This is a genomic window from Cohnella cholangitidis (assembly GCF_014107495.1).
Lineage (GTDB): Bacteria > Bacillota > Bacilli > Paenibacillales > Paenibacillaceae > Cohnella > Cohnella cholangitidis.
Window position 1 is genome coordinate 3,420,139 of record NZ_CP041969.1, and the last position, 24,853, is coordinate 3,444,991.

Below are 24,853 nucleotides of genomic sequence, written 5' to 3' on the forward strand. Positions count from 1 at the left end.
AATGAAAATGACGAATCGGGTAGGTGTCCGCCGTGTCTCAAAGCCCTTCCATGCCGTTCCTTAGGCGCATCTCGATCAAACATCGGCTGCTGGCCGCATTTCTCATCACTTCGCTTCTGCCCGTCGTATTCGTCGCGCTGTATTCCAACATGAAGTACGAGTCGTCGATCTCGAACAAGATCAGCGCTTACTCGCAGCAGATTCTGACCGAGCTTACCCAGAACCTGACGCGGGAGCTCGTGCAATACGAAACCCTAAGCGAAACGATCATAATCAATAAATCCATTCAGGGCGGATTGCCCAAATTCGGTTCGTTAACCGATTACGAGAAAAACGAGCTGCGAACGAAAATCAGCGAGGAATTGGGCCAACAAATTTTTCGCTTGAGCAATCTGACGAACGTGGTCGTTCTGACGAACGACGGACAATCGATCTACGACCTGGGCTTCGAATGGTATCCGGATCTGCAGCTGGACAAGCTTACGGACGCGGTGAACGCTTCTCCCGGCAACGCGACCTGGACTTATATCCGTTCCAACCGGGGCGCGAACAGGATCGTCCTCACCCGCGCGGTGTTCGCCGAAGATAATTTGAACCACAAGCTCGGCTACGTCATGATTCTGATCGACGAGAAGGTATTTTCCCGCAATACGTACGAGCAGGTCGATCTCGGAGCGGGAAGCCGCGTCTATCTCGCGAACTCGGAGGGGATGGTCGTCTCCTCCGTATCTCCGGATATCCCTCACGGCGAAGCGTTCGAAAAAAGAGAAGTATTCGACCGCGCGACGGGAGAGCATAAGAACGAAGCGTTCTACGCGAACGTGGGCGGAAGCAAGACGCTTGCGATCAGTTCTTATATCCGGTCGGCGGATTGGTACTTGATCGGGCTCGTCCCTCATTCTTTCCTCGTATCGGAGCTGAGGGAGATGCGGGGCAACATCGTCTATATCTGCCTGATTACGCTCTTCTTGTCCGGCATGCTGGCAATGTGGATCTATATCAGCATTCATAACCCGATGAGATCGCTGCTTCAATACGCCAACCAGATCCGCATGGGCCAGCTCGAGACGAAGATCGGGAAGTCCTATCCGGACGAGATGGGCAAGCTGACGGAGACGATCGACCGAATGGTCGAACAGCTGAAGCAGCTCATTATCCAAGTGGAATCGGAGCAGCAGTTGAAGCGGGACGCGGAACTGAAAATGCTGCAGGCGCAGATCAATCCCCACTTCCTGTTCAACACGCTGAATTCGCTGAAGTGGAGCGCGATGATGAGCGGCAACGATTCCGTCAAGCAAGGGATCGAATCGTTGTCCGAGCTGCTCCGCAACACGATTCTCGTCAAGGAGGAGTTGATTCCCCTGGAGACGGAGATCGAGAACCTGCTCCATTACGCGACGATCCAGCGCATCCGGTACGGCGATTCTTTCAAGCTGAGCTTCGCGATGAGCGCTGAAGAGCTGTACGCTTGCCTCGTGCCGAAGTTCATTTTGCAGCCGATCGTCGAAAATTCGATTCTCCACGCGGGCAGTGAAGACGGCCGCAGGGTTGGCATCCGGGTGGAAAGCGCCAAGGAGGGGACGAAGTTGAAAATCGTTATCGCGGACGATGGCAAAGGCTTCAACATGGAAGATGCCCACGCCCGCAAGTCGTCGTCTCACGCCAAGCTGTCGGGGATCGGGATCGGCAACGTCGACGAGCGGATTCGCATCCATTTCGGGCCGGGCTACGGTCTCATAACCCGAAGCGCGCCGAACGAAGGGACGGAAACCGTCATTACGTTGCCGATTCTGACGAAGGAGGAACGGGACGATGGTTAAAGTGGTGATCGTCGACGACGAGATGATCGTCCGCCATGCGGTTAAGACATTGATCAGGTGGGACGAAAGCCGTTTCGAATACGTCGGGGCGGCCGCGAATGGCGCTTCCGCGCTCGAGCTTGTTCGGGAGACGGGAGCGGATATCGTCATTACGGACATCAAGATGCCCGAGATGGACGGCTTGGAGCTCATTAAGCGGTTGACGGCGGAAGGGTTCGACGGAGAAGTGCTCGTGCTTAGCAATTATAACGATTTCGAATTGGTTCGCGAAGCGCTGAAATGCGGCGCGCACGACTATATGCTTAAGCTGACGCTGAAAACGGAGAGCTTCATGCAGACGCTGGAGGACATGGCCGGCAAGTTGGACGGGGAAACGCGGGCGGGGGCAAGCCCGGACGGAAACGCCGGCGGCGGACGTCCGGAGCGAGGGCAAGAATCGGATTTCTTCCCTGCTTCAGGAGATGGACGCCTCGCCGTCCGATTCTACGCAGTGGCAAGGCGACCGTTTCCTGGAAGCGGGTCAGCACGTGTATAGTTTCGTCGTAATGGTTCGCAGCGACGAGCAAAGCGTCCATCAGATCGGAAGCTTCCGGGAAACGCTCGATCGGCTGGCGGACGGCTTGTTCACGGGAAGCCGCTGGACGCGCGCGATTCGCACCGATTCGCGGCGATTCCTGTTAGCCGCGGCGTATGCCTCGGAAGCCGCCGCGGCGAACCCGCAAGAATTGGCGCGCAGGCTGGCCAGCCTAGCTTCCCTGTATTACAACGTGCAGATCAGCGTCATCTACGCGTCCCCCGCGGCGGACGAAGAAACGCTGGCGCTCGAGATGCGACGCAGCCGGCAAGCGGAGGGACTGCTTTTTTATTCGCTTCCCGTGGCGGGTTGCTTGTCCAATCGCGAGATCGGGAGCAAGGACGACGAACCGTTCCGGGCCGCGGAGACCGCGCTTAGGGACAGCTTGCGCAAACCGGTCGCCGGCGCGATCGATCTATGGACGGAAAGCGCGTTAAATCTGGTCGATACGGCAGCGGAGAGACGCATTCATCCGCGCGCGCTGAAACGCGCGATCAGCGGGGGCATCTGGAGCGTGGCGAACGCGGAGGAGCTCGGGGTCAGGCTCGGATGGGACGAAAAGCCGTGGCTGGAAAGGGTCGAAGCCGCGGAGTCCGATTCGCAGCTGAAGGAAACGATTCGAGAGCTGTCCGAGGAAGTCGCCGAATCGGCAGGCGCGTCCGCGCTGAAGCCGGACGCGCGGGAAGAAGTCCGCCATGCGGTCCGTTATCTCGAGGAGCACTATCCGGAACGGGTGGCGATCGCCGACGTCGCGGCGCGGGTCGGGCTGTCCGAGCCCTACCTTTGCCAAGTGTTCAAAGCCGATACCGGCCAGAGCATTCTGACCTACCTTAACGAAATCCGAATGGCCAAGGCCTATGAACTCCTGGCTTCAGGCAAATACTTGGTCAAGCAGGCTGCGCTCGAGGTCGGCATTCCGGACCCGTTTTATTTTAACCGCCTCTTTAGAAAACGCTACGGAATCGCGCCTAAAAACGTGAAAACAAACTGAAGATCGCCTCGTAAAACCTGTACGATTTTAAGATGAAAAATGTGAAATCGTATAGTTTCTCCAGTCTCATGCCTCCGCGCGGAATAAAATCGTCCATGAAGTTCATGCCTTTTGTTAATATGGCCGGAACCCCCGCAAGCTTATAATGAGACCATCAAAGGCTAAGGGGGTCACGAAATGAAACCAAAGAAATGGGTAACGATGGTCGCCGCTTCCGTCGTGGCGATGTCGGTACTCGCCGGATGCGGTTCTAACAACGGCAATTCAAACGAAGCATCGCCTTCCGCTTCCAATTCTCCGTCGCCGTCGGCGTCGGCCAGCTCGTCCGCGGGCGGCAAGCAATTCGAGAACATGGAACTGAACGTAGCGGTATTCCAAGGCGGATACGGCCGCGAGTATTGGGACACGATCAGCGAAGATTTCATGAAGGATTATCCGGGCACGAAAATCAACATCACGGCTAGCCCGAAGATCGCCGAGCTCGTCCGTCCGAAGATCGTCGCGGGCAACCCGCCCGATTTCATGTACATCGCGGGCAGCGACAATACGCCGATTCTCAGCGGACTCATTAAAGATAACGCTTTGCTGGACCTGACAGACGTCTTCAACGAACCCGCGGAAGAGGGCGGAGCTCCGCTGAAGGACAAAATCCTTCCGGGCGTCTTGGAATCCCGTTCAAGCTCCCCGTACGGCGACGGCAAAGTGTACCTCGCTCCTTACAATTTCGGCGTCATGGGCTTGTGGTACAACAAGACGCTGTTCGACGGGAAAGGCATCGCCGTACCGAAAACTTGGGACGACTGGTTCGCCCTGACGGCGACCGCGAAAGAGAACGACCGCGCGCTCTTCACGTATCAAGGGCTGTACCCGGGCTATCTCGAAGAAATCATCGTTCCGTCGATCTATAGCGTGGGCGGACAAGAAGCGCTCGACCAATTCTACAACCTGGATCCGGAGTTCTGGAAGAGCGATACGTTTAAGCAAGTTTGGGGCCTGTTGGAGAAAATCGCGAACGAAGACAATGCCTTGATGAAAGGCACGATCGCGCTCAACCATACTCAATCGCAAACGTCGTTCATGCAAGGCGACGCGATGTTTATCCCGAACGGAACGTGGTTCGAGGACGAGATGAAGGACGCGCCTCGCGAGGACGGTTTCCAATTCGGCTTCCTCGGCGCTCCTGCCTTTACTGCGGATAAGCCGGCGATGGCGATGACGAACGTAGAACAGATGGTCATTCCGGCCAAAGCGAAAAATCCGGAGTTGGCCAAGGAATTCCTGAAATACCTGTACACAGACAAGAGCGTCAAGCTGAACGCCGAGAAATCCAAAGCCGTGCTCGCGGTCAAAGGAGCGGCGGACATCGCGAAGGAATACATCTCTGAGTCGATGTACAACGTGTACAAAGCGGTAGACGAGGGTATCGTTACGGTTAACGGAGCATTCAAATCCGTGGCCAAAGGCAGCAAGTATAATCCAAGCGACGAAGTGTTCAAGCCTATCTCCTCGATCATGAACAAGCAAATGACCGTAGAAGAATACGGTAATAAAATGTTCGAAATCTACACGAAAATTCAGACCGAATTGAAAGAAAACGGAGCGCAAGAATAAGCAAACCATAAAACAGTCTCATCATCCCGGAAACCTGCCGCGCGTTTGGACGAACCCGGCAGGTTTCCTGCATCTTCAGAGGCGGAAAGATCAGGTGAGAGCATGAACATAAATATGAAAACAAGAAGGGGAATTTTTATCGCGGCTTGCTTGCTTCCGGGGCTGGCGTTATTTCTCCTGTTCAAAGTCTATCCGACGATACAGATCTTCCATAAATCGCTGTACTTATGGACCGGCGTAGGCGACAAGCCGAAGTTCATAGGGCTGAAAAACTTCGTGGACATGTTCAACGACGACGTTTTCTTGCTGGCGCTGCGCAACACGGGATTCCTAATGCTCATCGTTCCCGTGCTGACGCTGCTGATCGCGCTCGTGAACGCCTCCCTGCTGACGCAGTCGAAGCTGAAGGAAAAAAGCTTCTACCGTACGGTGTTCTTCTTCCCGAGCATTCTATCGTTCGTGGTCATCGCCATTCTATGGTCGTTTATTTATCACCCGACGATGGGTTTCGTCAACTCCGGGCTGGAGCTGCTCGGGCTGGGCGACTGGGCGATGGCCTGGCTGGGCGACCAGCGGACGGTGCTATGGGCGCTCGCGGTGACGCTGATCTGGCAGGCGGCGGGGTATTACATGGTCATGTACATGGCGGGAATCGACGGCATTTCACCCGACCTGTACGAAGCCGCGGGACTGGACGGCGCGACGCGAATCCAGCAATTTTTCCATATTACGATTCCGATGCTGTGGGAGATTATCCGCGTCACGATCATCTTCAGCATTAACGGCGTGCTGACGATCAGCTTCGTGATCGTGTCGGTTATGACGGCAGGCGGTCCGGACCGCCATTCCGAGGTCGTGATGACGTACTTGTACGGCCAAGCTTTTACGAACTCGAATTTCGGCTACGCCATGGCGATCGGCGTGTTTATTTTCATCGTCTCGCTGCTGCTTGCGCTGATCAGCAACAAACTGACGGAAAGGGGGTCGCACTAAGATGTCATCCTATTCTGCATCTTTGCAACCGGGGAAGAAGTCTGTCGGCGGCGGCATCGGCAGGCTGGTCGTTCGCGTATTTCTGATCCTCCAAGCGCTGATCGTGGTCTATCCGCTGCTATGGAACGTGTTGGCTTCGCTCAAGACGAACGCCGAAGTGATGGAGAGCCCATGGTCCTTGCCGTCGACCCTGAACTGGGACAACTACGTCAACGCGTTCACGACGGCCAAGATCGGAGATTACATGGTGAACTCCGTGCTTGTCGTCGCGATGTCGATGGCCGTTCTGCTCTTTACGGCGATTCCGACGGCCTACGTGCTCGGACGGATGAGATTTCGCGGGCGCTCGTTCCTGACTAATTTCTACATGGCGGGTTTGTTCATCGGAGGCGTATACGTAATCGTACCGCTTTTTATCATGATGAACGACATGAGCATGCTCGATAATCGTTTCTGGCTGAGCGCCGTTTACGCGACGAACAGCTTGCCTTTCTCCGTTTTCCTGTTGACGGGTTTCATGAAATCGATCCCTCACGACTTCGAGGAGGCGGCCGCGATCGACGGCTGCGGCTATTTCGGAACGTTGTTCAGGGTCATCATGCCGATGGCGCGTCCGGGTATCATCACGCTGATCGTGTTCAGCTTCTTCGACTTCTGGAACGAGTACGTTCTCGCGATGACGTTCATTACGGACGATGCCAAGAAGACGATCCCGATCGGCTTGTCCAACTTGATGCAAATCCAGCAATACGCGACCGATTGGGGCTCGCTGTTCGCCGGCCTCGTCATCGTACTCATTCCGACCATCCTTGTCTACGCTCTGCTTCAGAAGAAGCTGACCCAAGGCATGATGCTGGGCGGGGTTAAAGGTTAATCGGAAGCAGGATTTAGAAATGCCAAGCAGGACATAAAAGAAAATTAACTTACGTAGCGGTAAAGGAGGTCGTTTCTGTGGCAACGTTCGGGATTCAAGGCGATGATTTCGTATACGACGGCAAGCCGATCCGGATTTTGTCCGGCGCCATTCACTATTTTCGCGTCGTGCCGGAGTATTGGGAGGACCGCCTGTTGAAGCTGAAAGCTTGCGGCTTTAATACGGTCGAGACGTACGTGGCGTGGAACGTGCACGAGCCGAAAGAAGGAGAATTCCGCTTTGACGGCATCGCGGATGTCGAGCGCTTCGTCCGACTGGCCGGCGAGTTGGGGCTTCACGTAATCGTGCGGCCGAGCCCGTACATCTGCGCGGAGTGGGAGTTCGGCGGTTTGCCCGCCTGGCTGCTCGAAGACGCGAACATGAGGCTTCGCTGTTACGACGAAGCTTATCTGGCGAAAGTGGACGCGTATTTCGACGAGCTGCTGCCGCGTTTCAAGCCGCTGCTCTGCGCGAACGGCGGGCCGATCATCGCGATGCAGATCGAGAACGAGTACGGCAGCTACGGGAATGATAAACAATACTTGGGATACGTCCGCGACGGCATGCGGGTGCGCGGCATGGACGTGCTGCTGTTCACGTCGGACGGTCCCGAAGACCACATGCTGCAAGGCGGAATGGTCGACGGCGTGCTGGAGACGGTCAACTTCGGCTCGCGCGCGGCGGAGGCGTTCCGCAAGCTGCGGGAATACCAGCCGGAAGGCCCGCTCATGTGCATGGAGTTCTGGAACGGCTGGTTCGACCACTGGATGGAGGAGCATCAATCCCGTCCTGCTTCGGACGTAGCCGACGCATTGGAAGAGATGCTGGCCGAGGGCGCCTCGGTCAACTTCTACATGTTCCACGGCGGCACGAACTTCGGTTTCCTGAACGGAGCCAATCATATCCAACGTTACGAACCGACGGTCAACAGCTACGATTACGACACTTTATTGGACGAATCGGGCGAGCCGACGGAGAAATATTGGGCCGTGCGCAAAGTGCTCGAGCGGTACGCCGATTTGCCGGAGACGCGGCTGCCGGCGCCCATTCCGAAGCGCGCTTACGGCGAAGTGCGGATGGAGAGCTTCGCGGGATTGTTCCCGCAGTTGGACCGGCTCGCGACGCCCGTTCGGAGGACGTGCCCGGACCCCATGGAGAAGGTCGGCCAAGCTTACGGCTTTATCGTCTACTCGACGCGAATCAGCGGACCGAGAAGCGGGATGAGCCTGCATCTGCAGGATGTTCGGGACAGGGCGCTCGTTTTTGCGGACGGCGTTTACGTAGGCACGGTGGAGCGCTGGAATCCGGTCGAGCTGCCGTTGGAAGTTCCGGCGGATGGCGTACGGATCGACATTCTGGTCGAGAACATGGGGCGAGTAAACTACGGTCCCCTTATGCGCGATCCGAAGGGCATCACGGAAGGCGTGAGGCTGGGTAACCAGTTCCTCTACGATTGGACGATCTATCCTTTGCCGCTGGAATCGTTGGAAGGACTTGAATTCGATTCGCTGCCTCTTGAGAAGACCGCATCGCAACCTGCGTTTTATCGGGGTACCTTCCATGTTGACGGCCGCGCCGATACGTTCGTTCGATTCGACGGATGGACGAAAGGCGTCGCGTTCCTGAACGGCTTTAATCTCGGTCGCTATTGGGAAGTCGGGCCGACCCGCACGCTGTACGTTCCCGCGCCGCTGCTGCGCGACGGCGAGAACGAGCTCGTCGTGTTCGAGCTGCACGGTACGAAGGCCGGCGTCGTTCGGTTTACGGACAAGGCGGATTTGGGATAAGTTTGGGAGACGTATAAGAACGAGCGTCCGATGCGCCGGGTTGCACCGAAAGATGCAGCCCGGCGATTTTTGAATAGGAGGAGCTATCGATGGGAGTATCGGTTAAGGAAGCCGCGCGAATCGCCCCGTCGCCCAGGCAACTGGCATGGCAGGAGCTGGAGTTTTACGGTTTTATTCATTTTACGATGAACACGTTCACCGACCGGGAATGGGGGCTTGGCGACGAAAGTCCGTCCCTGTTCAACCCGTCGGAGTTGAGTGCGGCGCAATGGGTGGAAGCGAGCCGCGCCGCTGGCATGAAAGGGCTTATCCTCACTTGCAAGCACCACGACGGCTTTTGCTTATGGCCGAGCGCCTACACGGAGCATTCGGTGAAGAACAGCCCTTGGAGGAACGGTCGGGGAGATCTGGTCCGCGAGGTGGCCGACGCTTGCCGGGAGGCGGGACTGAAATTCGGCGTCTATTTGTCTCCTTGGGATCGCCATGAACCGAGCTATGGCGATTCTTCGGCATACAACGCTTATTTTCTGAATCAGCTGCGCGAGCTGCTGACCGGGTACGGGGAACTGTTCTGCGTCTGGTTCGACGGGGCTTGCGGAGAAGGACCGAACGGCAAGCGCCAGGTTTACGATTGGGACGCTTACTACGGCTTGATCCGGGAGCTGCAGCCGAACGCGGTCATCTCCGTCTGCGGACCCGACGTTCGCTGGTGCGGCAACGAGGCGGGCCAGACGAGAACGTCGGAATGGAGCGTCGTTCCGTCGACGATGCGGGATAACGAGAAAATCCAGGCTAATTCGCAGCAGGCCGATGATGGGGAATTCGCCAAGCGCGTCGGTTCGCAAGACGAGGATCTCGGCAGCCGCGCCGTGCTGGCCGGAACGGAGGAAGTCGTCTGGTATCCGGCCGAAGTGAACACTTCGATCCGGCCGGGTTGGTTCTATCATGCATCGGAAGACGATAGCGTGAAGAACGCGGACGAGCTGATGGAGTTGTACGAGCGGATCGTCGGAGGCAACTCGTCGTTCTTGCTTAACCTGCCTCCGGACAAGCGAGGCCTGCTTCACGAGAACGACGTCGCGCGGATGAAAGAGCTGGGAGAGCGGATTCGGGCCGCTTACGGGAAGGATCTGGCTGCCGGCGCCGAAGTTCGGGCTTCGCATGCGATGGATGAGGCGCATGGAGCGAACCGGCTGACCGATGGCGACTCGTCGACATACTGGCGAGCTCCGGAAGGCGAGGAGCAGGCGGAATTCGTCGTCGATCTCGGAGACGAATTCCGCTTTGACCGGATCCTGCTCTCGGAATACATCCGCGAAGGACAGAGAGTCGAGCGCTTTCGGCTGGAGGCGGAGAACGGCCAAGGAGAATGGACGCCCGTATTCGAGGGAACCGTCATCGGCTACAAGAAGATTTGCCGGATCGAAGAGACGACAGCCCGACGCTTGCGCCTGACGATCGCCGAATCGCGTTGGAGCCCGACGCTGAGCGGGTTCGGGGTATACAAGAGCCGAGGGTAGTAAGCAGAACGAACTTGCTGCTTATGCTCGCTAGCGTAACCAGGCTCGGAATGATGCGATAAACCAAACAATAAAGGCCCGCGAATGCGGGCCTTTGTTCATATGTGCGCCCAGCTTGGGCATACCGTCCCTCTACTCGAATCTCAGGAAAATAAATAGGTCGATAGATAAATCACTAGCGTCAAAGTGACGCTGCTGCACAAGGTCGAGACGAGCACGGCTTGGGCGGCGAATTCCGGTTCGTTGCCGTACTCAAGAGCGAGCGCCGCGCTATTCCTCGAGGTCGGTATGGCGCTTGCGATGAAGAGCGCTTGCGCGACGATCCCGTCGATATGAAACAACGTCAGAAGCGAGAAAGCGATTAGCGGAGCAACGAGCAGACGGAGGAAGGAGCTGAGCAGTACCCGGCTCGTATTTCTGTACAGTTTGGCCCCCGCCATTTGCGCTCCGATGGATACCAAAGCGAGCGATAGCATTCCTCCGGCCACCGTATGCATGGGAATCTCTATCGAATCGGGAAGCGGGATCTGCAGCAGATTACACAGAATACCCGCCACGAAAGCGTACAAGATAGGCATCTTCGCGAATTGGCGCAACGTCTTGGACGTCCCGATGCTGGCCGCGCTCGCGTTGAACAGGCCGAAAGTGAACGTAAGGGCAATCTCGAATAAGACGACCATCATCTGAACGGACATGGCAAAGGGATCGCTCTGAAAAACATAACCGTTAACCGGGATGCCGATGTTGCCGTTGTTCGTCAGGATGATGCTGTTGGAGAAGCTCGCCGCGGTCGGGCGGTTGTGCTTCAGTAACCGGCTAATGCCGTTGCCGAGCAGGAACAGAACGATAAACTGCGCGATCAGCAGTCCGAAGATAAGAAGCAGCAGATGCAGAGAGAGGCTAGCCTCGTATACCGTAATGAAAGTAAGCGCCGGAATGTAATAATACAGAATAAGGCGGGAGAAAGTTTTCATCTCGAATTGGAAAAACCTCTGCAGCACGACGCCGACGCCGATAAGAATGACGAGGGGCAATATGATTTCTTCGATAATGTGCAGGAAAACCATTTGAATCACCCTATCCGCGTTTATGCTAGTAATTGATCGATACTTAACGTTTGACCGGGTTCCATGACCCGACCATGAATTCCTTTGGCCGCGAGCCTATCCGTAAACTCGCGACCGTCTTGCCGAATGATCGGGAACGTATTGAAGTGGACGGGAATTACGCATTTGGCTTGCAGCCACTGAGCCGCGACAATCGCGTCGGACGGGCCCATCGTATATCGATCGCCGATCGGCAAGAAAGCAAGGTCGATCGGCTGCCGCTCCCCGAGCCACTTCATATCCCCGAATAAGCCTGTATCGCCGGCATAGTAGACCGTATATTTTCCGATCGTAAGCAGGAAGCCGACCGAAACTCCGGTACTCAAGCTTTCTCCGTTCGTATCGGTTACGGATGAGCTGTGCAAGGCGGGCGTCACGTATACTTTGCCGAAGTCGAAGGACCACTCTCCGCCGATGTTCATGATCTCAACGTCTACTCCTTGCTTCCCCATATGGAGGGCAAGCTCTTCCGCCGCGATAATGGGGGCGTTATTTTGTTTTGCAATGGCAACGGCGTCGGTGATATGATCGGTATGACCGTGCGTCAGCAGGACGTACTGCGCTTGGATTTGCTCCGGTTGCGCGACGGAGACGGGATTGCCCGTCAGGAAGGGATCGATAATAATCGAGCTTTCTCCGTTCGTGATCTGGATGCAGGAATGTCCATGATAGCGAATCAGCATTTGAAACCGCTCCTCTGATGATATATAATAAAAATTACAACGATCGTTGATAATAAAGTTATATTTAATTCGAGTTGCTGTCAACTCTATTTTTTTGCATTCTTTCGGAGGGGGGTCTTTTTTGTGTTATCCGTCGAGAAGCAAATTCTCTATTTAATTTCCCGTACGGAGAGCCTGTCCGCGAAGGACCTTATTCGAATTTACGAAGGAAGAGGCATCGGCTCGCAGATCGTGAGGAACGCGTTGGCGCGGCTGAAGAAGGAACGTTACGCGGATGCGACCGCACGATCGATGTACGCCGCTACGGAACTCGGAAGAGAATACGTCGCTTCGATCAACGGGAAGCCGAGGCAATACGAACGGCAATGGGACGGGAATTGGTACTTCGTCATGTTCGAAATTCCGGAGACGGAACGCAAGAAGCGGGATGGATTTCGTACGGATCTCGTGCAGCTCGGTTATGGCGGGGTGTATAAAGGGGTATATGCTTCTCCGTGGGAGTATACCGAGGAAGTGCTTCGCTTAGGCGCGGTGCATGAAGTTCTCCCTTACTTATCCTTGACTAAGGGGGAGTATTTGCATAACCCGGTTACTTCCGGGCAGGCGCGGGAAATTTGGGGACTTGAGGAAGTCGAGAGACTCTACGAGGAGAAACGGGACTGGTTCGACAACGTTTTTCTACCTTCGCTGCGCGGCGTGGAAGAGTCCGAGCCCGAATACGATCTGCGGCTGTTTCTTAAGTTTCTCGAGCTTGGGGATGTTATTGCCGAATTGGGGCTCCGAGATCCGATGCTCCCGGCGGAACTGCTTCCGGACGATTGGACGAACGGGGGGACGATCGCTAGGTTTAACGAGACATTGCGGCGGATTGCGGACCGTATTCCGAAGGAATCGAGCTATCGGAGATTCGTGGTTTAACCCATTGCCGAAATCCTCTCCCTTCCAACGCCGCATCAATCGCTCAGGGACGAAAAACCAAGACCTAAGTAGGGGAACGATCCCCATCTTCGAGGGGGGGTTCCGGCAGGAAATTTGAAGTATGATGTTATCTATAAACGCATTGTCGAACTGCAGGGGGCCCAGACGCTGCTAACCCGGTTTTAAAAACAACAAAGGCCCGTAGATACGGACCTTTGTTCATATTACATAAAAAAACTTATTGCGGTTTAACTGCTGCAGCTACTTCAACGGCTTCCGGCTCGGTAGCTACTTTCTTATACGTTTCGTCGCTCATTACGCGGCGAGCGCCAAGGTAGCGCTTTGCGTAATAGCTCTCGTCCAAAGACGTGATGGTAACGCCTTTGGATGCCGCATGGGCGAAATTGTTGTTGCCAACATAAATTCCGACATGCGAGACACCGTTGCCGCTCGTATTGAAGAATACGAGATCTCCCGGACGAAGGTCCTCGGTAGCAATCTTAGTGGCTTTTTCCCAGCTGAACATATCTCTGGATGTACGAGGCAAGTCGATGCCGAGCTCATTGAATACGTACCCCGTAAAGCCGGAGCAGTCGAATCCGCTCTTAGTCGTTCCGCCGTAGTCGTACCTGATTCCAATAAGATCATCAACCGACTTGTCTAACTTGGAGTCTGCGAATGCGCTGCCGACCTGTAAAGCTAGAAGTAAAGCTAAGGAAAACAAAAACACTGAAACTTTGCGCAAAACCGGTGACTCCTTCCGTGCCTACGAGGTTAGCTGGAGGGTTCGGTAGAAGGTTCCCCTATGGCTCCTGTGAAGCAAAGCCAATTCACCCGTGTTGATGGTTCCCCCGTTCCCCGACATGCGGGAACTCGGCAATTTTTGATTTCTTAGCTTTATATATTCGGTTATTCTGACGAATTTCCTGCATCTGCTAAATGAGAATTCCTTAATCTTGAGTGCAAAACTAGGGAATGATACCCTCCTTTCGCCTGCTTTTATCCCGCCGATAATAACGCCAAACCCCGGCTGCGGCCTAATTGCGGGCGCAACCGGGGAGTGTCCCGGGTCGGTTATTGTCGAATATGGGACAAAAGAAGCTTACGACTCCGTGTTGCACCAGACCTGATACTGCGAAGCGGATGTCCACAGCTTAAGGAGAGAGCGAACGAAGTGAAAAGCTTGGTGCAACGCTACGGCGAGAAAGCCCGACCAGAGCAATGAGACGGCCCAAGCCGTAGCGGATACTGCCAAACCGATGCCGAGCAATATGAAGGTGATACCAAGCAGAGGGAATGCCCGGCGAAGCGCCAATCCCAGACCTTTGAAAATTCCTTCCCGCGAAACCGCTCCGAACTGCATGAATTGAAACAACAGGTGAAGCACCAATCCTAATGCCAGCCAAGCCGCGGCATAGGGGAGCAGTCCCTGAAGCCAAGTCGTAATAGAGGGTTCCGAGAGAAAACGGTCCTTGGCAAGCGGCAGCAGCCACACGGCGGGCAGCAAAATCAACCCGTTCTCCAGCCAGTAAAGCGCCGTGACCGGCTTCCAAACTTTACGCATCCCGAGCAGGACGCGGGTGCCTTCTCCTTCCGTCGCGTGGTGAAACGAGTAGAAGACCCCGGCGTTCAGCAGAGGAGTAAGCACCATCCGCAGAAGCAGCAACCCGCCTAAAGTCCATAGAACCTCGTTGACCAAATTTGTTTTAAGAAGGCGGAATTGGGCCTCGATGAGGAACAGATGGGCTGCGTCGGAGTTCGGATGCTCCTCCGGATAACGCGCCAAAATGGGCGTTACGACCGAATCGACGAACCGGTATAGGAAAAATCCCCACAGCAAGCGATACAGAAATAGGAGAACCAATACATATTTATGCCGAACGGTGATGTCCCATCCCTTTTTTAGTAATTCGCGCATATTTGATCACCTCACCATACCATTGTTCCGAACAACCCCTCAATGATTTGCGTAATTCCGGTCGCAAAGCGGGAACGTTGCTCTTGGGGCACTTCGGCCTTGAGATAATTGTTGTACCTGCGATTGTCGAGCACGACGTTCAAGCTAGGATCGATTGTCGCATACGCGAGCGGAGTCGCGGAGTGAAGCTGCAACTGAACGTGGGATTGCACGCCGTCCCACTTCTTGCGCAGTACTTGGCCGTCTTGAAACTTGAGCCAGATCGAGACGGGCTGGGGACTTCCCCCGTAACGCCGCAGGAGCACGATGCTCTCGTAACCTTCGGCCGTCTTGCGCGCATTAATCGTTTCGATCGCGTAATCGGCCATCTCCCCGCGCTGCACGTACGCTTGGAAGAAATCGTTCCATTTTGTTTTCGTGACGGTTTCCACGACCTTCTGGAAGTCCGAGGACGAAGGATGTTTGAACTTGTACTTCTGAAAATAAGTGCGCATGATTTTGCTCATCGTCTTCTCGCCGACAAGCCGTTCCAGGGAAGAAAGCACGAGCTTGCCCCGCAAATAGACGTTCTCGGCGTATCGGTCCGAAGAGCTGAAACGCCAAGAGGCTTGATGAAGCGGTTCGGGGTGGGTCATGTAGCTGGACTCGACCGTAAGATTGGGAACGACGCCGTAAATGCTGGCCATTAGCTTGTCTTCGGTATAGGAGGTGAAGCCCTCGTCCAGCCATGCTTCTTCGAATTCGTTGGAGGCAACCAGTCCGTACCAATATTGATGGGCAATCTCATGGACAAGGGTACGTTCCAGCTCGTATCCGGGATTGGCATTCTGCGCGGCCGCCGCGGTAACGAGCGTCGGATATTCCATCCCGCCAGCGCCGTTGCCGTCCTTCGGAGGGACGACGACCGACAGCGTTGAATAAGGATACTCGCCATACCATTGCCCGAGCTTGGCCAGAGCGGATTTAGCGGCGTGCATGTAGCGGTCTTTCTGGTCTTTGTGCAGGGGATCCAAGTAAAGCTTGATACGCACGCCGGGAATGCCGACCGAAGAGAAGGAACTCTCCACGTATTCGAAGTTAGGCGAGGCGGACCAAGCGAAATCATGGACGTCGTCGGCGTAAAATTGAAAGCTCTTGCGCCCTCCGGCTACCGTGGGCGATTTCGTCTGGAAGCCGGTAGCCGCAACCTTGTACGATTCGGGAACGTCGATGCGTACGCTGTAGATTCCGAAATCCGCGTAGAACTCCGAGTTGCCGTGGTATTGGTGCAAGTTCCAGCCTTCGGTCGCTCTGCCCCGCATGCCGGCGGTTTCGTATACGGCTATTTTCGGAAACCATTGTCCCGCCATGACGAACGGGCCGGCTTTACCCATTCTGGCGAATACGTCGGGCAGTTTAACCGTGAATTTCATGCGTAGACTAACGGACATGCCTGGCTTGACCGGCTCGGGAAGACGGAAGGTAACGAGCGTTCGGTCGCTCTTGTTGCCGTCGTCGGGCCGAACGTAATGAAGGCGGGGCAGCAACGTCTCGCCTTCTTCCGTCGTTAAGGAAGTAAGCTCCATGCCCCCATAGCTTCCGGCCTTCATCTTGTCCCCTCTAAGCTGACCGTCGGATTCTTTCATGAAGGTGCTCCCGGGAGCAAAAGCGTTGGGATACAAATGGAGGTAGAGCTCCGAGACGGCTTTGCGTCCCGGATTTTTCCACGTTACCGTTTGTTCTCCTGCCAAGCTATCGTTTTGCTCGTCGAGGGTAACGGAGATGTGATACTCCGTAACGCGCTCGCTGAGTACGACGGCTTGAGGCCTCAAAGGCAGGTCGGGACCTGGCTCCTTGTGGCTCGCCGCCGCAGGAGCAGCGGTAACCGGCAGCTCGGATAGCGAGGAAGCCGTCAAAGCGTACTGGTTGACCCAAGCGTCGGCAAATCCGAATCGAACAGACATTACAAGTACAGCAGCGGCGGCGACGAAAAGTAGCATTCGCAGCGAACGGCGCTTAGGCATACGGATAACCCTCCCGTTGACAAGCATCTACGAGATATATATGTGGGTTGTCCCCGGATTATATCTGCGGCTCGAGAGAAAGTGGGATAAGCCGCACGAGCCGTTCGATTAGGGCGATAGAAGCAGATTGGCTTTTTTGCGGGAATTTTTTCGACAAGATGTTGTGCAACTTTTGTGCAAACGTTACCAAATGAACGTTTTTTACCGAACATCATGTCGCAGCAAGAGATATTTGATGATTTTATAGGTGAAATTTTGAATTGACAGCGTTTTAATTGCGGTAGTAATATAAAATTTGATTACAGCAAACGCTTACATTTGTATATTTTCACAGTTGACTTGTGAGAATGGTCGGCGATGAGAGGCGTTTGCATTTGTTGGCTCATTTGTGCAAACGTTTGCTCTAATTTGCATGAATGGAAAATGGGAATTACCGCTTTGCAGCTTGATGAAAGATAAAGACGGGGAGGCAAAATGGGATGAAGTTAGGCTTGAGAAGCAAGAGGATGCTCGCGATCATGTTGTCGCTCGCTCTTGTATGGTCTTGTATCGGGGTTAATCCGTATCGCGCAAGCGCGGATGCTCCGACGACGGCCACGTTGGTAGGCAGTTTGCAGACGGAGTTAGGCAATGCAAGCGATTGGGATCCAGCGTCCGCGAAAACTCTTATGCAAGATATGGGCAATGGCAATTATCAATTTACGGGAAATTTGCCTGCCGGTACTTACGAGTTCAAGGTAGCGATTGACGGGGCTTGGACCGAAAGCTACGGGATCGGCAGTTATACAAATCCGGCGAAAACGGGGACGGACAATATCGTTCTTACTTTAGCCGCGCCGACAACCGTTACTTTCTATTACAATCACAATTCCCACAAAATCGCGGATTCGACTTACTACGCTCCTATCGCCGATAACAAGCTTCCTCGCGTTGTAGGAACCGTACAGACGGCGTTTGGAGAACCGGCCGATTGGTCGCCGGGAACTGCCAGTGCGATTCTGACCGATCCGGATTTCGATAATGTATACTCGGTGACGAAGACGGTGTACCAAGGAAGCTACAACTATAAGATCGTGCTTGGGAATGCCTGGGGCGAGGAGTATCCTACTGCGGATAAATCATTGGTGCTCCCGCAAGAGCTTCCGGTAACGTTCAAATATAACAAAAACGATAATAGCGTGGATGCCGAGTTCACTCTTCCTGTGGATCCGGGCGCAGGCGTTCCGGCCGGTCATCTTCGGGTTCATTACAATGGCGCCTATGATGGGGTAGGATTGTGGTTGTTTAAGGATGTTGCCAATCCATCGACGAACTGGTCATCGGGAGCAACTCCTTTTACGGCTGCTCAAGTGGATGACTACGGGGCATTCTTGGATATCCCGCTAGCCGCGAATGCAAAAAAAATCGGCTTAGTCGTCGTGAATCGTTCGAACGGAGCCAAAGACGGCGGAGACAAAGAGTTTGCGCTGACGTCCGAGGCTATGAACGAAGTATGGCTGCAAACGGGCTCCGACGTTGTCTCGCCTTACGAGCCAGTTTCTCTCGCACCGAACACCGTACGTATTCATTACACGAGAGGCGATAAAGACTACAGCAAAGCGGGCTTATGGCTATTCGGCGACGTTGAAGTGAAGTCGGAGAACGTGGGGGACGGGGCATGGCCGACGGCAGCTACCCCTTTTACACTAACCGATCGCTACGGTGCTTATATCGATGTTGCATATAAATCAGATGCTAAGATAGTCAAATTTATTGCCATGAATCGAGTGATCGGCGATAAAGACGGCGATACCAAAGAGTTTACTCTGATGGAACGTTATTCTCACATTTGGATCAAACAGGGCGATAACAACGTTTATATCTCCCCGTATGGAGATATGGCTACCGCCATCGTTTCCGCGGAGGTCGTTTCTCCGACCAAAGTTCTTGCCATCTTCACCATGACGGACGGATTGGATGCCGCCGCGCTGAAGAACTCGATCACGATTGAAGACAAGGACGGCAACGCCGTCAACGTCAATCAAGTCGTTATCAAAGACGCGACAACGGTCGAAGTGGAAGCCGCGCTGAGTTTAGATAAGCTTCCTCTAAGCGTCACTTACTCCGGCAAGACGGTTTCCGCCGCTTCAGGTTGGAGAATGCTGGACGCGCTGTACGGGTACGAGGGGAATGACCTTGGCGCGACCTATAACGCGGACGGCACGGCTACTTTGAAGCTGTGGGCTCCTTCGGCCAGCGCGGTTACGGTCAACATTTTCGATAAGGATGACGCCACGGTACAGATCGGCTCCCATCCTTTAATCAAAGGAGATAAGGGCGTCTGGTCCGAAACGATAACCGTTCGCGATAATAACGTCCCAGTCTCCAGCAAAGGGTATTTCTATCAATACGAAGTGACCAATAACGGAGTAACCAAAAAAGTGCTCGATCCTTACGCCAAATCCATGGCGGAGTTCACGGTGAATACGAAAGGGGAAGCGGGCGCGGACGGAGACGTCGTAGGTAAAGCCGCAATCGTGGATTTGAACGGAACGGACCCTGCTGGTTACGACTTTGCGCAAATCGCGGGTTACGAGAAGAGAGAAGACGCGATCATCCTGGAAATGCATGTTAGGGATTTCACGTCCGACCCTTCGATCGAAGGCGATCTGGGCGGCGCAAGATGGGGCTCCTACGCCGCATTCTCCAAGAAGCTGGATTACGTTAAGTCCCTTGGCGTTACGCATATTCAGCTCATGCCCGTAATGGCTTGGTACTACGGGGATGAGTCCAAAGCGGGCCAGAGAGAACCAGGCTATTCGGCTAAGGATAATGAGTACAACTGGGGTTATGACCCGCACAACTATTTCACGCCGGACGGCGCCTATTCGGAAAATCCGGCCGATCCCGAGCTGAGAATCAAAGAGCTGAAGGGATTGATCGACGCTATCCATGATGCGGGGATGGGAGTCGTTCTAGACGTTGTCTACACCCACTTGGCGAAAACGGAAACGTTCAACGACATCGTCCCTGGTTATTATGCTTGGCAGGATCCAAACGGGAATTTCATCGGAACTTTCGGCAATATGCTTGCGACGAACCATACGATGGCGGAAAAGCTTATGGTAGATTCCGTGAAATACTGGTTCGACGAGTATAAAATCGATGGCATGCGCTGGGATATGATGGGCTACGCGACTTACGATTCCGTGCAGAACGCTTACGATGCGGCCAGCGCGATTAATCCGAATGCCTTGTTCATCGGCGAAGGCTGGAAGGATTTCGCGGGCCATATCGCGGATCCGTCCTTGGCCGGCAAGGGCGCGGACCAGAACTGGATGGATAAGACGGATGACGTCGGCGTATTCTCCGACGAGATCCGCAACGAATTGAAATCCGGTTACGGTTCCGAGGGCCAACCGAGATTCATTACGGGCGGAGCAAGAAGCATCAACACGATTTTCAACAACATTAAAGCCCAGCCATCCAACATTACGGAAGATGATCCGGGCGATGTCGTTTCTTATATAGAAGCGCATGACAACTTGCCGCTCTATGACGTTATCGCACAATCGATTAAGAAAAACCCGGCCATACCGGCCAACGATCTTGAGATTCACAAGCGGGTTAGACTAGGTAATCTATTGATTCTGACTTCCCAAGGAACGGCATTCCTGCAGAACGGCCAAGAATACGGCCGCACGAAGCAATGGCTTGACGCAGGGGTTCCGGAACAGAAATATACGGAATTCAAAGATGCGAGCGACGGGCATATCGGTTACTTTATCCACGATTCCTACGATTCCACGGATGCGATCAACATGATCGATTGGGCTAAAGCGACGGATGCTGTGCAATATCCGGTTAACCATGTCACGAAAGAGTATACGGCGGGCTTGATGAAGCTGAGAAATTCGACGGACGCATTCTCGCTTGGGGATCAGGACATGGTCAACTCCAACGTAACGCTCATTCCCGCGCCGGAGATTCAGGAAACGGACCTCGTCATTGGTTATAAAAACAAAGCGACGGACGGAACCGGTTTGTATTACGTGTTCATGAATGCGGATAACGTCAGCAGAACGATTACGCTGACGGAGGACTTAACCGGCGGCACGGTGCTAGTCGATAATGACGAAGCCGGCGTAACGGCCGTAACCGCTCCTTCCGGATACGCGTTGACGGCGAGCTCTCTTACTCTTGATCCGTTAACGGCAATTATTATTAAGAAAGAGGCTTCCGCTGCAGTTCTGACATCGTTGGAGTTAGACATGCCGAATTACTCTCTTCCGTCCGGAAGTAAACACCAAATGACGGTGTTTGCAAGATATGATGATGGAAGCAAGAGAAATGTAACCAACCAAGCGGTGTACACATCCAGCAGACCCGGTGTTGCAAGCGTATCGGCGAAAGGTCAGTTGACCGCATCCAGCTTGGGAATAGCCAACATTGGCGTAACGTACAAAGGCCTGGCGATTAACGCCGATGTTATTGTAACGAAAGCGCTCGCTAAGCGGTATATCCAATTCAATTATATCCGTCCGGATAAGAACTATCAGGAGTGGAACATTTGGGTTTGGGGCACCGGCGTAAAGAACGACCAAATCGATTTCGCTAAAGTGGAAAACGGAATCGCGACCGTCAACATCGAAATGGCGCCGGGCGCGACCAAGATGGGCTTCATGCTTCGCAAAGGAACAGATTGGAACGTTGCGAAGCAGGATATCACGTATGACCGATTCATCGAGATTCCCGCGAACGCGACTTTCGTAAAAGCGAATGTCACTAGCATGGTCGGGGACTTGGATATTTTGCCGAGCATCAGTGGACCAGTTCTTGAGGATGGGGACGCCACTTTCTACTATCGGGACGATGAGTTGTTCAAGAATGGAAAAATGAATACCATTACGGGCGTTAAAGTCAAAGTAGGGGCGACCGAATACCCGATGGTGTATGACGCAAGCAAAGAGTGGTACAGCTATACTTTGAAAAACATTGCGGTCGGCAACCACGAATATACCTTCCTGGTGTCCAAAGGGGCTGCCACTTCCGAGGTCAACGATCCGTATAATCTCGTCGGCGGCAAATCGATCGTGAAATACCGTAATCCTACGATTGCTATTCAATCAACGATCAATCCGGGAGCTATCGCTTCCAACGAAAACGGAGTATTGAAGCTCACGGTTACGCCATCCGAACCGGTTAACTACAAGGAAGCTTATCTCGATCTCACGTCATTAGGCGGCTCGGCCAAGGCTAAGTTCGACACGGAATTAATGGCGCAATCCATCTCCGTGAAGGATACGGTTACGGCGGGACCGAAGAGCATCACGGTTACTCTGGTCGATGTGTACGGCAATAAACATAAGCATACGGCTACGGTTAATGTTAAAGCGAGAACGTATACGAACGATAAGCTCGATTTTGACTGGGATGAAGCTCGTATTTACTTTGCTCTGACAGACCGGTTCGCGGACGGAGATCCTGCGAACAATGAGAATGTCGACAAAAACCACCTTGAAGCCTACCATGGCGGAGACTTCAGAGGGATGATCGACAAACTGGATTACATTCAGGAGCTTGGGATCAACACGATTTGGATCACTCCGATCGTAGATAACATCGACTTCAATAAAGGATTGGATTTCAACAGCAAACAATACGGCTACCACGGGTACTGGGCGAAAGACTTTACGACGATCGACGAGCACCTTGGGGACTTGAACACGTTCAAGGAACTGATCGACAAGGCGCATGATAGAGGAATTAAGATCATGGTCGACGTTGTCCTCAATCATACCGGGTATGGATTAAAGCCGGGAGATGCCATTCCTAGCATTACGCAAGCGGACAAAGACCGGTTTGCCGGAATGTTGAGAACGGATGGCGTATCGTCGGATACGGACGAAATCCGGGGCGAGTTGGCATACCTTCCGGACTTCAAAACGGAAGATCCGGCCGTTCGCCAGAAGATCATCGATTGGCAAGCAGGTTGGTTAAATCGCGCCAAGACGGCTCGCGGAGATTCGATCGATTACTTCCGGGTCGATACGGTCAAGCACGTGGAAAGCACGACGTGGAAGGCGTTCAGGAATGCGTTAACGGCTATCGATCCGGAGTTTAAGCTCATCGGGGAGCAGTTCGGAGCGACAATCGACAGCGATGGCGGCGCGCTTCGCAACGGTCAAATGGATAGTTTGCTCGATTTCGGCTTTAAGGGTAAAGCTAAAGAGTTCGCGAACGGAAGCATCGATGCGGTTGATGCTTACTTGCAGGACCGTGAATCTAAGCTGGACAACACAACGACGATGGGTCAATTTTTGAGCAGCCACGACGAGGACGGTTTCTTGTCCCATTACGTAGATGGGGATAAAGGGAAATTGAAAATCGCGGCGGCTCTGCAAATTACGGCCAAGGGCCAACCGGTCATCTATTATGGAGAAGAGCTTGGACGTTCCGGGAAAAACGCGGACGATATGAGCAAAGGAGAGTTCAGCGAAAATCGCGGCGACATGCCGTGGGATAAGCTGACTACCGAGAAAGCTCTTCACGATCATTACAAGAAGCTTCTGAACATTAGAGCCAAATTCTCCAAAGTGTATTCCAAAGGGGTTCGATCCAAAGTAGCTGGCTCGGACGCAGAAGGGTACTTGGCATTCAACAAACAATACGGAAGCGAAAATGTCGTTACCGTCATTAATGCAAAGACAACTGCGAAGCCATTGGCGCTTAATGTGCCGTTTGTTGCCGGGTCGACAATTAGGGATGAATACAGCGAGAAACTTTACACGGTTTCATCGAGCCAGCAAGTGACATTCACTCTACCCGGCATGAATGATGGCGGAACCGCGATCTTCAGTCTGGTAAAAGGTCCTTCGTCGGGTGGAGGAGGAGGCGGTGGCGGCGGTGCTGCGGTTACGCCGGAACAACCGAATACGCAGACCGTTAACGAAAGTTCTCTGAAAGACGGCAAGGACGGTAAAGTAGAAATTCAGATCGCTAACGGAACGCAAACGGTTCTGTTGCCGATTCAAGCGGCCGCGGCTCTCGGTAGCAATAATCTGGTGCTTAACTCCGCGAATCTGTCGGTGACTTTCCCGAGCGCGGTTCTGGATTCGATCGGCAAGCAGGTATCCGGAACGGATGCGGCAGGCGCTCAAATTTCCTTTGAGTTCAAACCTCTTCCGGCTAAGGACGGCGAGTCGTTGCTTGCGAACGCGGGAGCGGGCAAGGTTGACTTGAAATCCGCGTCTCAAGTTTACGAATTGACGTTGAACATTGTAACTAAAGACGGCAAGAAGATTTCGGTAACGAAATTCGATAAGCCTCTTATTATCAAACTGTTAGTAACGGGCAATCTGAATAAAGATTTAATCGGGATCTACTATATCGGCGAAGACGGTAAACTCGAGTATGTTGGAGGTACGCTCGAAGGCGACTTCATGACGGCGCAGATAACCCATTTCAGCAAGTATGCCGTTCTCGAGTACGACAAGTCATTTGCGGATGTTAAAGCAACCTATTGGGCTTCGACGGTAATCAAAGCTTTGACGGCAAAACAGATCGTTACCGGAATAACGGATACGAAGTTCATGCCGGAGAAGAGCATTACCCGTGCCGAATTCGCGGCGTTGCTAGTGCGTGCGCTCGGTATTAAAGCGGAAGGTGAAGCCGGATACTCCGACATCGGCCAGAACGCTTGGTACGCTCCGTACGTGGCGGCAGCCAGCAAGCAGGGGATTGTCAAAGGCGAACAGAACAATACGTTCAGACCGAACGATACGATCACCCGCGAGGAAATGGCGGTCATGATCATTCGCGCGCTGGAAGCGAAGAACGGCGGTAAAGCCGCGGATGCGGCTAAGCCATCCACGTTCTCGGATCGCGCGCAAGTTAGCGCATGGGCGGTTCAATTCGTCGATGCTGCCGCGCAGCTTGAGCTCGTGAAGGGCAGAGCGAAGGGGCAGTTCGCGCCGCAAGGAGTCATGACTCGCGCGGAAAGCGCTCAAGTCATCTACAATCTGCTTTCCAAGTAGA

The 24,853-nt window shown here is 53.9% G+C and carries 15 protein-coding genes and 1 riboswitch; of the genes, 10 read left to right on the forward strand and 5 right to left on the reverse strand.

Features of this window, described 5'->3' with window-relative positions; genetic code table 11:
- The first annotated feature begins 32 nt into the window (after positions 1-32).
- From FPL14_RS16050 to FPL14_RS16085, 8 genes are all read left to right on the forward strand, one after another.
- Entirely contained in the window at positions 33-1,820 is a 1,788-nt protein-coding gene (locus FPL14_RS16050) for a cache domain-containing sensor histidine kinase (protein WP_229263534.1), read from the forward strand.
- Positions 1,813-2,355 carry a response regulator gene (locus FPL14_RS16055; protein WP_182298589.1) on the forward strand — a complete coding sequence of 181 codons (543 nt, stop codon included), beginning with the start codon at positions 1,813-1,815 and terminating at the stop codon, positions 2,353-2,355. Before FPL14_RS16050 ends, FPL14_RS16055 begins: the two co-directional genes overlap by 8 nt.
- Positions 2,348-3,385 carry a helix-turn-helix transcriptional regulator gene (locus FPL14_RS16060; protein WP_182298591.1) on the forward strand — a complete coding sequence of 346 codons (1,038 nt, stop codon included), beginning with the start codon at positions 2,348-2,350 and terminating at the stop codon, positions 3,383-3,385. The genes FPL14_RS16055 and FPL14_RS16060 overlap by 8 nt, the downstream gene beginning before the upstream one ends.
- Before the next feature lie 177 nt (positions 3,386-3,562).
- On the forward strand, positions 3,563-4,996 hold the full coding sequence (locus FPL14_RS16065; RefSeq protein WP_182298593.1) for a carbohydrate ABC transporter substrate-binding protein: 1,434 nt from the start codon (positions 3,563-3,565) through the stop codon (positions 4,994-4,996).
- A gap of 114 nt (positions 4,997-5,110) precedes the next feature.
- Entirely contained in the window at positions 5,111-5,989 is an 879-nt protein-coding gene (locus tag FPL14_RS16070) for a carbohydrate ABC transporter permease (protein WP_229263535.1), read from the forward strand.
- Between the two features lies 1 nt (position 5,990).
- Complete coding sequence (locus FPL14_RS16075; RefSeq protein WP_182298597.1) at positions 5,991-6,863, forward strand: carbohydrate ABC transporter permease; 873 nt, start codon at positions 5,991-5,993, stop codon at positions 6,861-6,863.
- A gap of 77 nt (positions 6,864-6,940) precedes the next feature.
- On the forward strand, positions 6,941-8,689 hold the full coding sequence (locus tag FPL14_RS16080; RefSeq protein ID WP_182298599.1) for a glycoside hydrolase family 35 protein: 1,749 nt from the start codon (positions 6,941-6,943) through the stop codon (positions 8,687-8,689).
- An 89-nt stretch (positions 8,690-8,778) separates the two neighbouring features.
- Positions 8,779-10,209 (forward strand): alpha-L-fucosidase, encoded by a 1,431-nt coding sequence (locus FPL14_RS16085; protein ID WP_182298601.1) that lies wholly within the window; start codon positions 8,779-8,781, stop codon positions 10,207-10,209.
- A gap of 143 nt (positions 10,210-10,352) precedes the next feature.
- On the opposite strand, the gene FPL14_RS16090 is transcribed toward FPL14_RS16085, so the two are convergent.
- Both FPL14_RS16090 and FPL14_RS16095 read right to left on the reverse strand, forming a co-directional pair.
- On the reverse strand, positions 10,353-11,276 hold the full coding sequence (locus FPL14_RS16090) for an AEC family transporter (RefSeq protein WP_182298603.1): 924 nt from the start codon (positions 11,274-11,276) through the stop codon (positions 10,353-10,355).
- Positions 11,277-11,296: 20 nt separating this feature from the next.
- Entirely contained in the window at positions 11,297-11,998 is a 702-nt protein-coding gene (locus tag FPL14_RS16095; protein WP_182298605.1) for a metal-dependent hydrolase, read from the reverse strand.
- A gap of 123 nt (positions 11,999-12,121) precedes the next feature.
- Between FPL14_RS16095 and FPL14_RS16100 the strand changes: the two genes are divergently transcribed.
- Positions 12,122-12,916, forward strand: a complete 795-nt coding sequence (locus FPL14_RS16100; RefSeq protein ID WP_182298607.1) for a PaaX family transcriptional regulator C-terminal domain-containing protein — start codon at positions 12,122-12,124, stop codon at positions 12,914-12,916.
- Between the two features lie 238 nt (positions 12,917-13,154).
- Here FPL14_RS16100 and FPL14_RS16105 read toward each other — a convergent pair whose 3' ends face one another.
- From FPL14_RS16105 to FPL14_RS16115, 3 genes are all read right to left on the reverse strand, one after another.
- A complete protein-coding gene (locus tag FPL14_RS16105) occupies positions 13,155-13,661 on the reverse strand; it encodes a C40 family peptidase (RefSeq protein ID WP_182298609.1) in 507 nt (168 codons plus the stop codon).
- A gap of 4 nt (positions 13,662-13,665) precedes the next feature.
- Positions 13,666-13,805, reverse strand: a riboswitch (cyclic di-AMP (ydaO/yuaA leader).
- Between the two features lie 213 nt (positions 13,806-14,018).
- Positions 14,019-14,834, reverse strand: a complete 816-nt coding sequence (locus FPL14_RS16110) for a hypothetical protein (protein WP_182298612.1) — start codon at positions 14,832-14,834, stop codon at positions 14,019-14,021.
- A gap of 11 nt (positions 14,835-14,845) precedes the next feature.
- Complete coding sequence (locus FPL14_RS16115) at positions 14,846-16,837, reverse strand: M1 family metallopeptidase (RefSeq protein ID WP_182298614.1); 1,992 nt, start codon at positions 16,835-16,837, stop codon at positions 14,846-14,848.
- 479 nt (positions 16,838-17,316) lie between these two features.
- Between FPL14_RS16115 and FPL14_RS16120 the strand changes: the two genes are divergently transcribed.
- Positions 17,317-24,852: a pullulanase gene (locus FPL14_RS16120; RefSeq protein WP_182298616.1), complete on the forward strand. Its 7,536-nt coding sequence runs from the start codon at positions 17,317-17,319 to the stop codon at positions 24,850-24,852.
- Position 24,853: the final 1 nt, after the last annotated feature.

Bases quoted from the DNA above. Each gene is read 5' to 3' on its own strand.
- FPL14_RS16110 (WP_182298612.1), bottom strand. From the start codon at position 14,834: ATGCGCGAATTACTAAAAAAGGGATGGGACATCACCGTTCGGCATAAA.
- FPL14_RS16095 (WP_182298605.1), bottom strand. From the start codon at position 11,998: ATGCTGATTCGCTATCATGGACATTCCTGCATCCAGATCACGAACGGA.
- FPL14_RS16120 (WP_182298616.1), top strand. From the start codon at position 17,317: ATGAAGTTAGGCTTGAGAAGCAAGAGGATGCTCGCGATCATGTTGTCG.
- FPL14_RS16055 (WP_182298589.1), top strand. From the start codon at position 1,813: ATGGTTAAAGTGGTGATCGTCGACGACGAGATGATCGTCCGCCATGCG.
- FPL14_RS16065 (WP_182298593.1), top strand. From the start codon at position 3,563: ATGAAACCAAAGAAATGGGTAACGATGGTCGCCGCTTCCGTCGTGGCG.
- FPL14_RS16115 (WP_182298614.1), bottom strand. From the start codon at position 16,837: ATGCCTAAGCGCCGTTCGCTGCGAATGCTACTTTTCGTCGCCGCCGCT.
- FPL14_RS16085 (WP_182298601.1), top strand. From the start codon at position 8,779: ATGGGAGTATCGGTTAAGGAAGCCGCGCGAATCGCCCCGTCGCCCAGG.
- FPL14_RS16070 (WP_229263535.1), top strand. From the start codon at position 5,111: ATGAAAACAAGAAGGGGAATTTTTATCGCGGCTTGCTTGCTTCCGGGG.
- FPL14_RS16090 (WP_182298603.1), bottom strand. From the start codon at position 11,276: ATGGTTTTCCTGCACATTATCGAAGAAATCATATTGCCCCTCGTCATT.
- FPL14_RS16075 (WP_182298597.1), top strand. From the start codon at position 5,991: ATGTCATCCTATTCTGCATCTTTGCAACCGGGGAAGAAGTCTGTCGGC.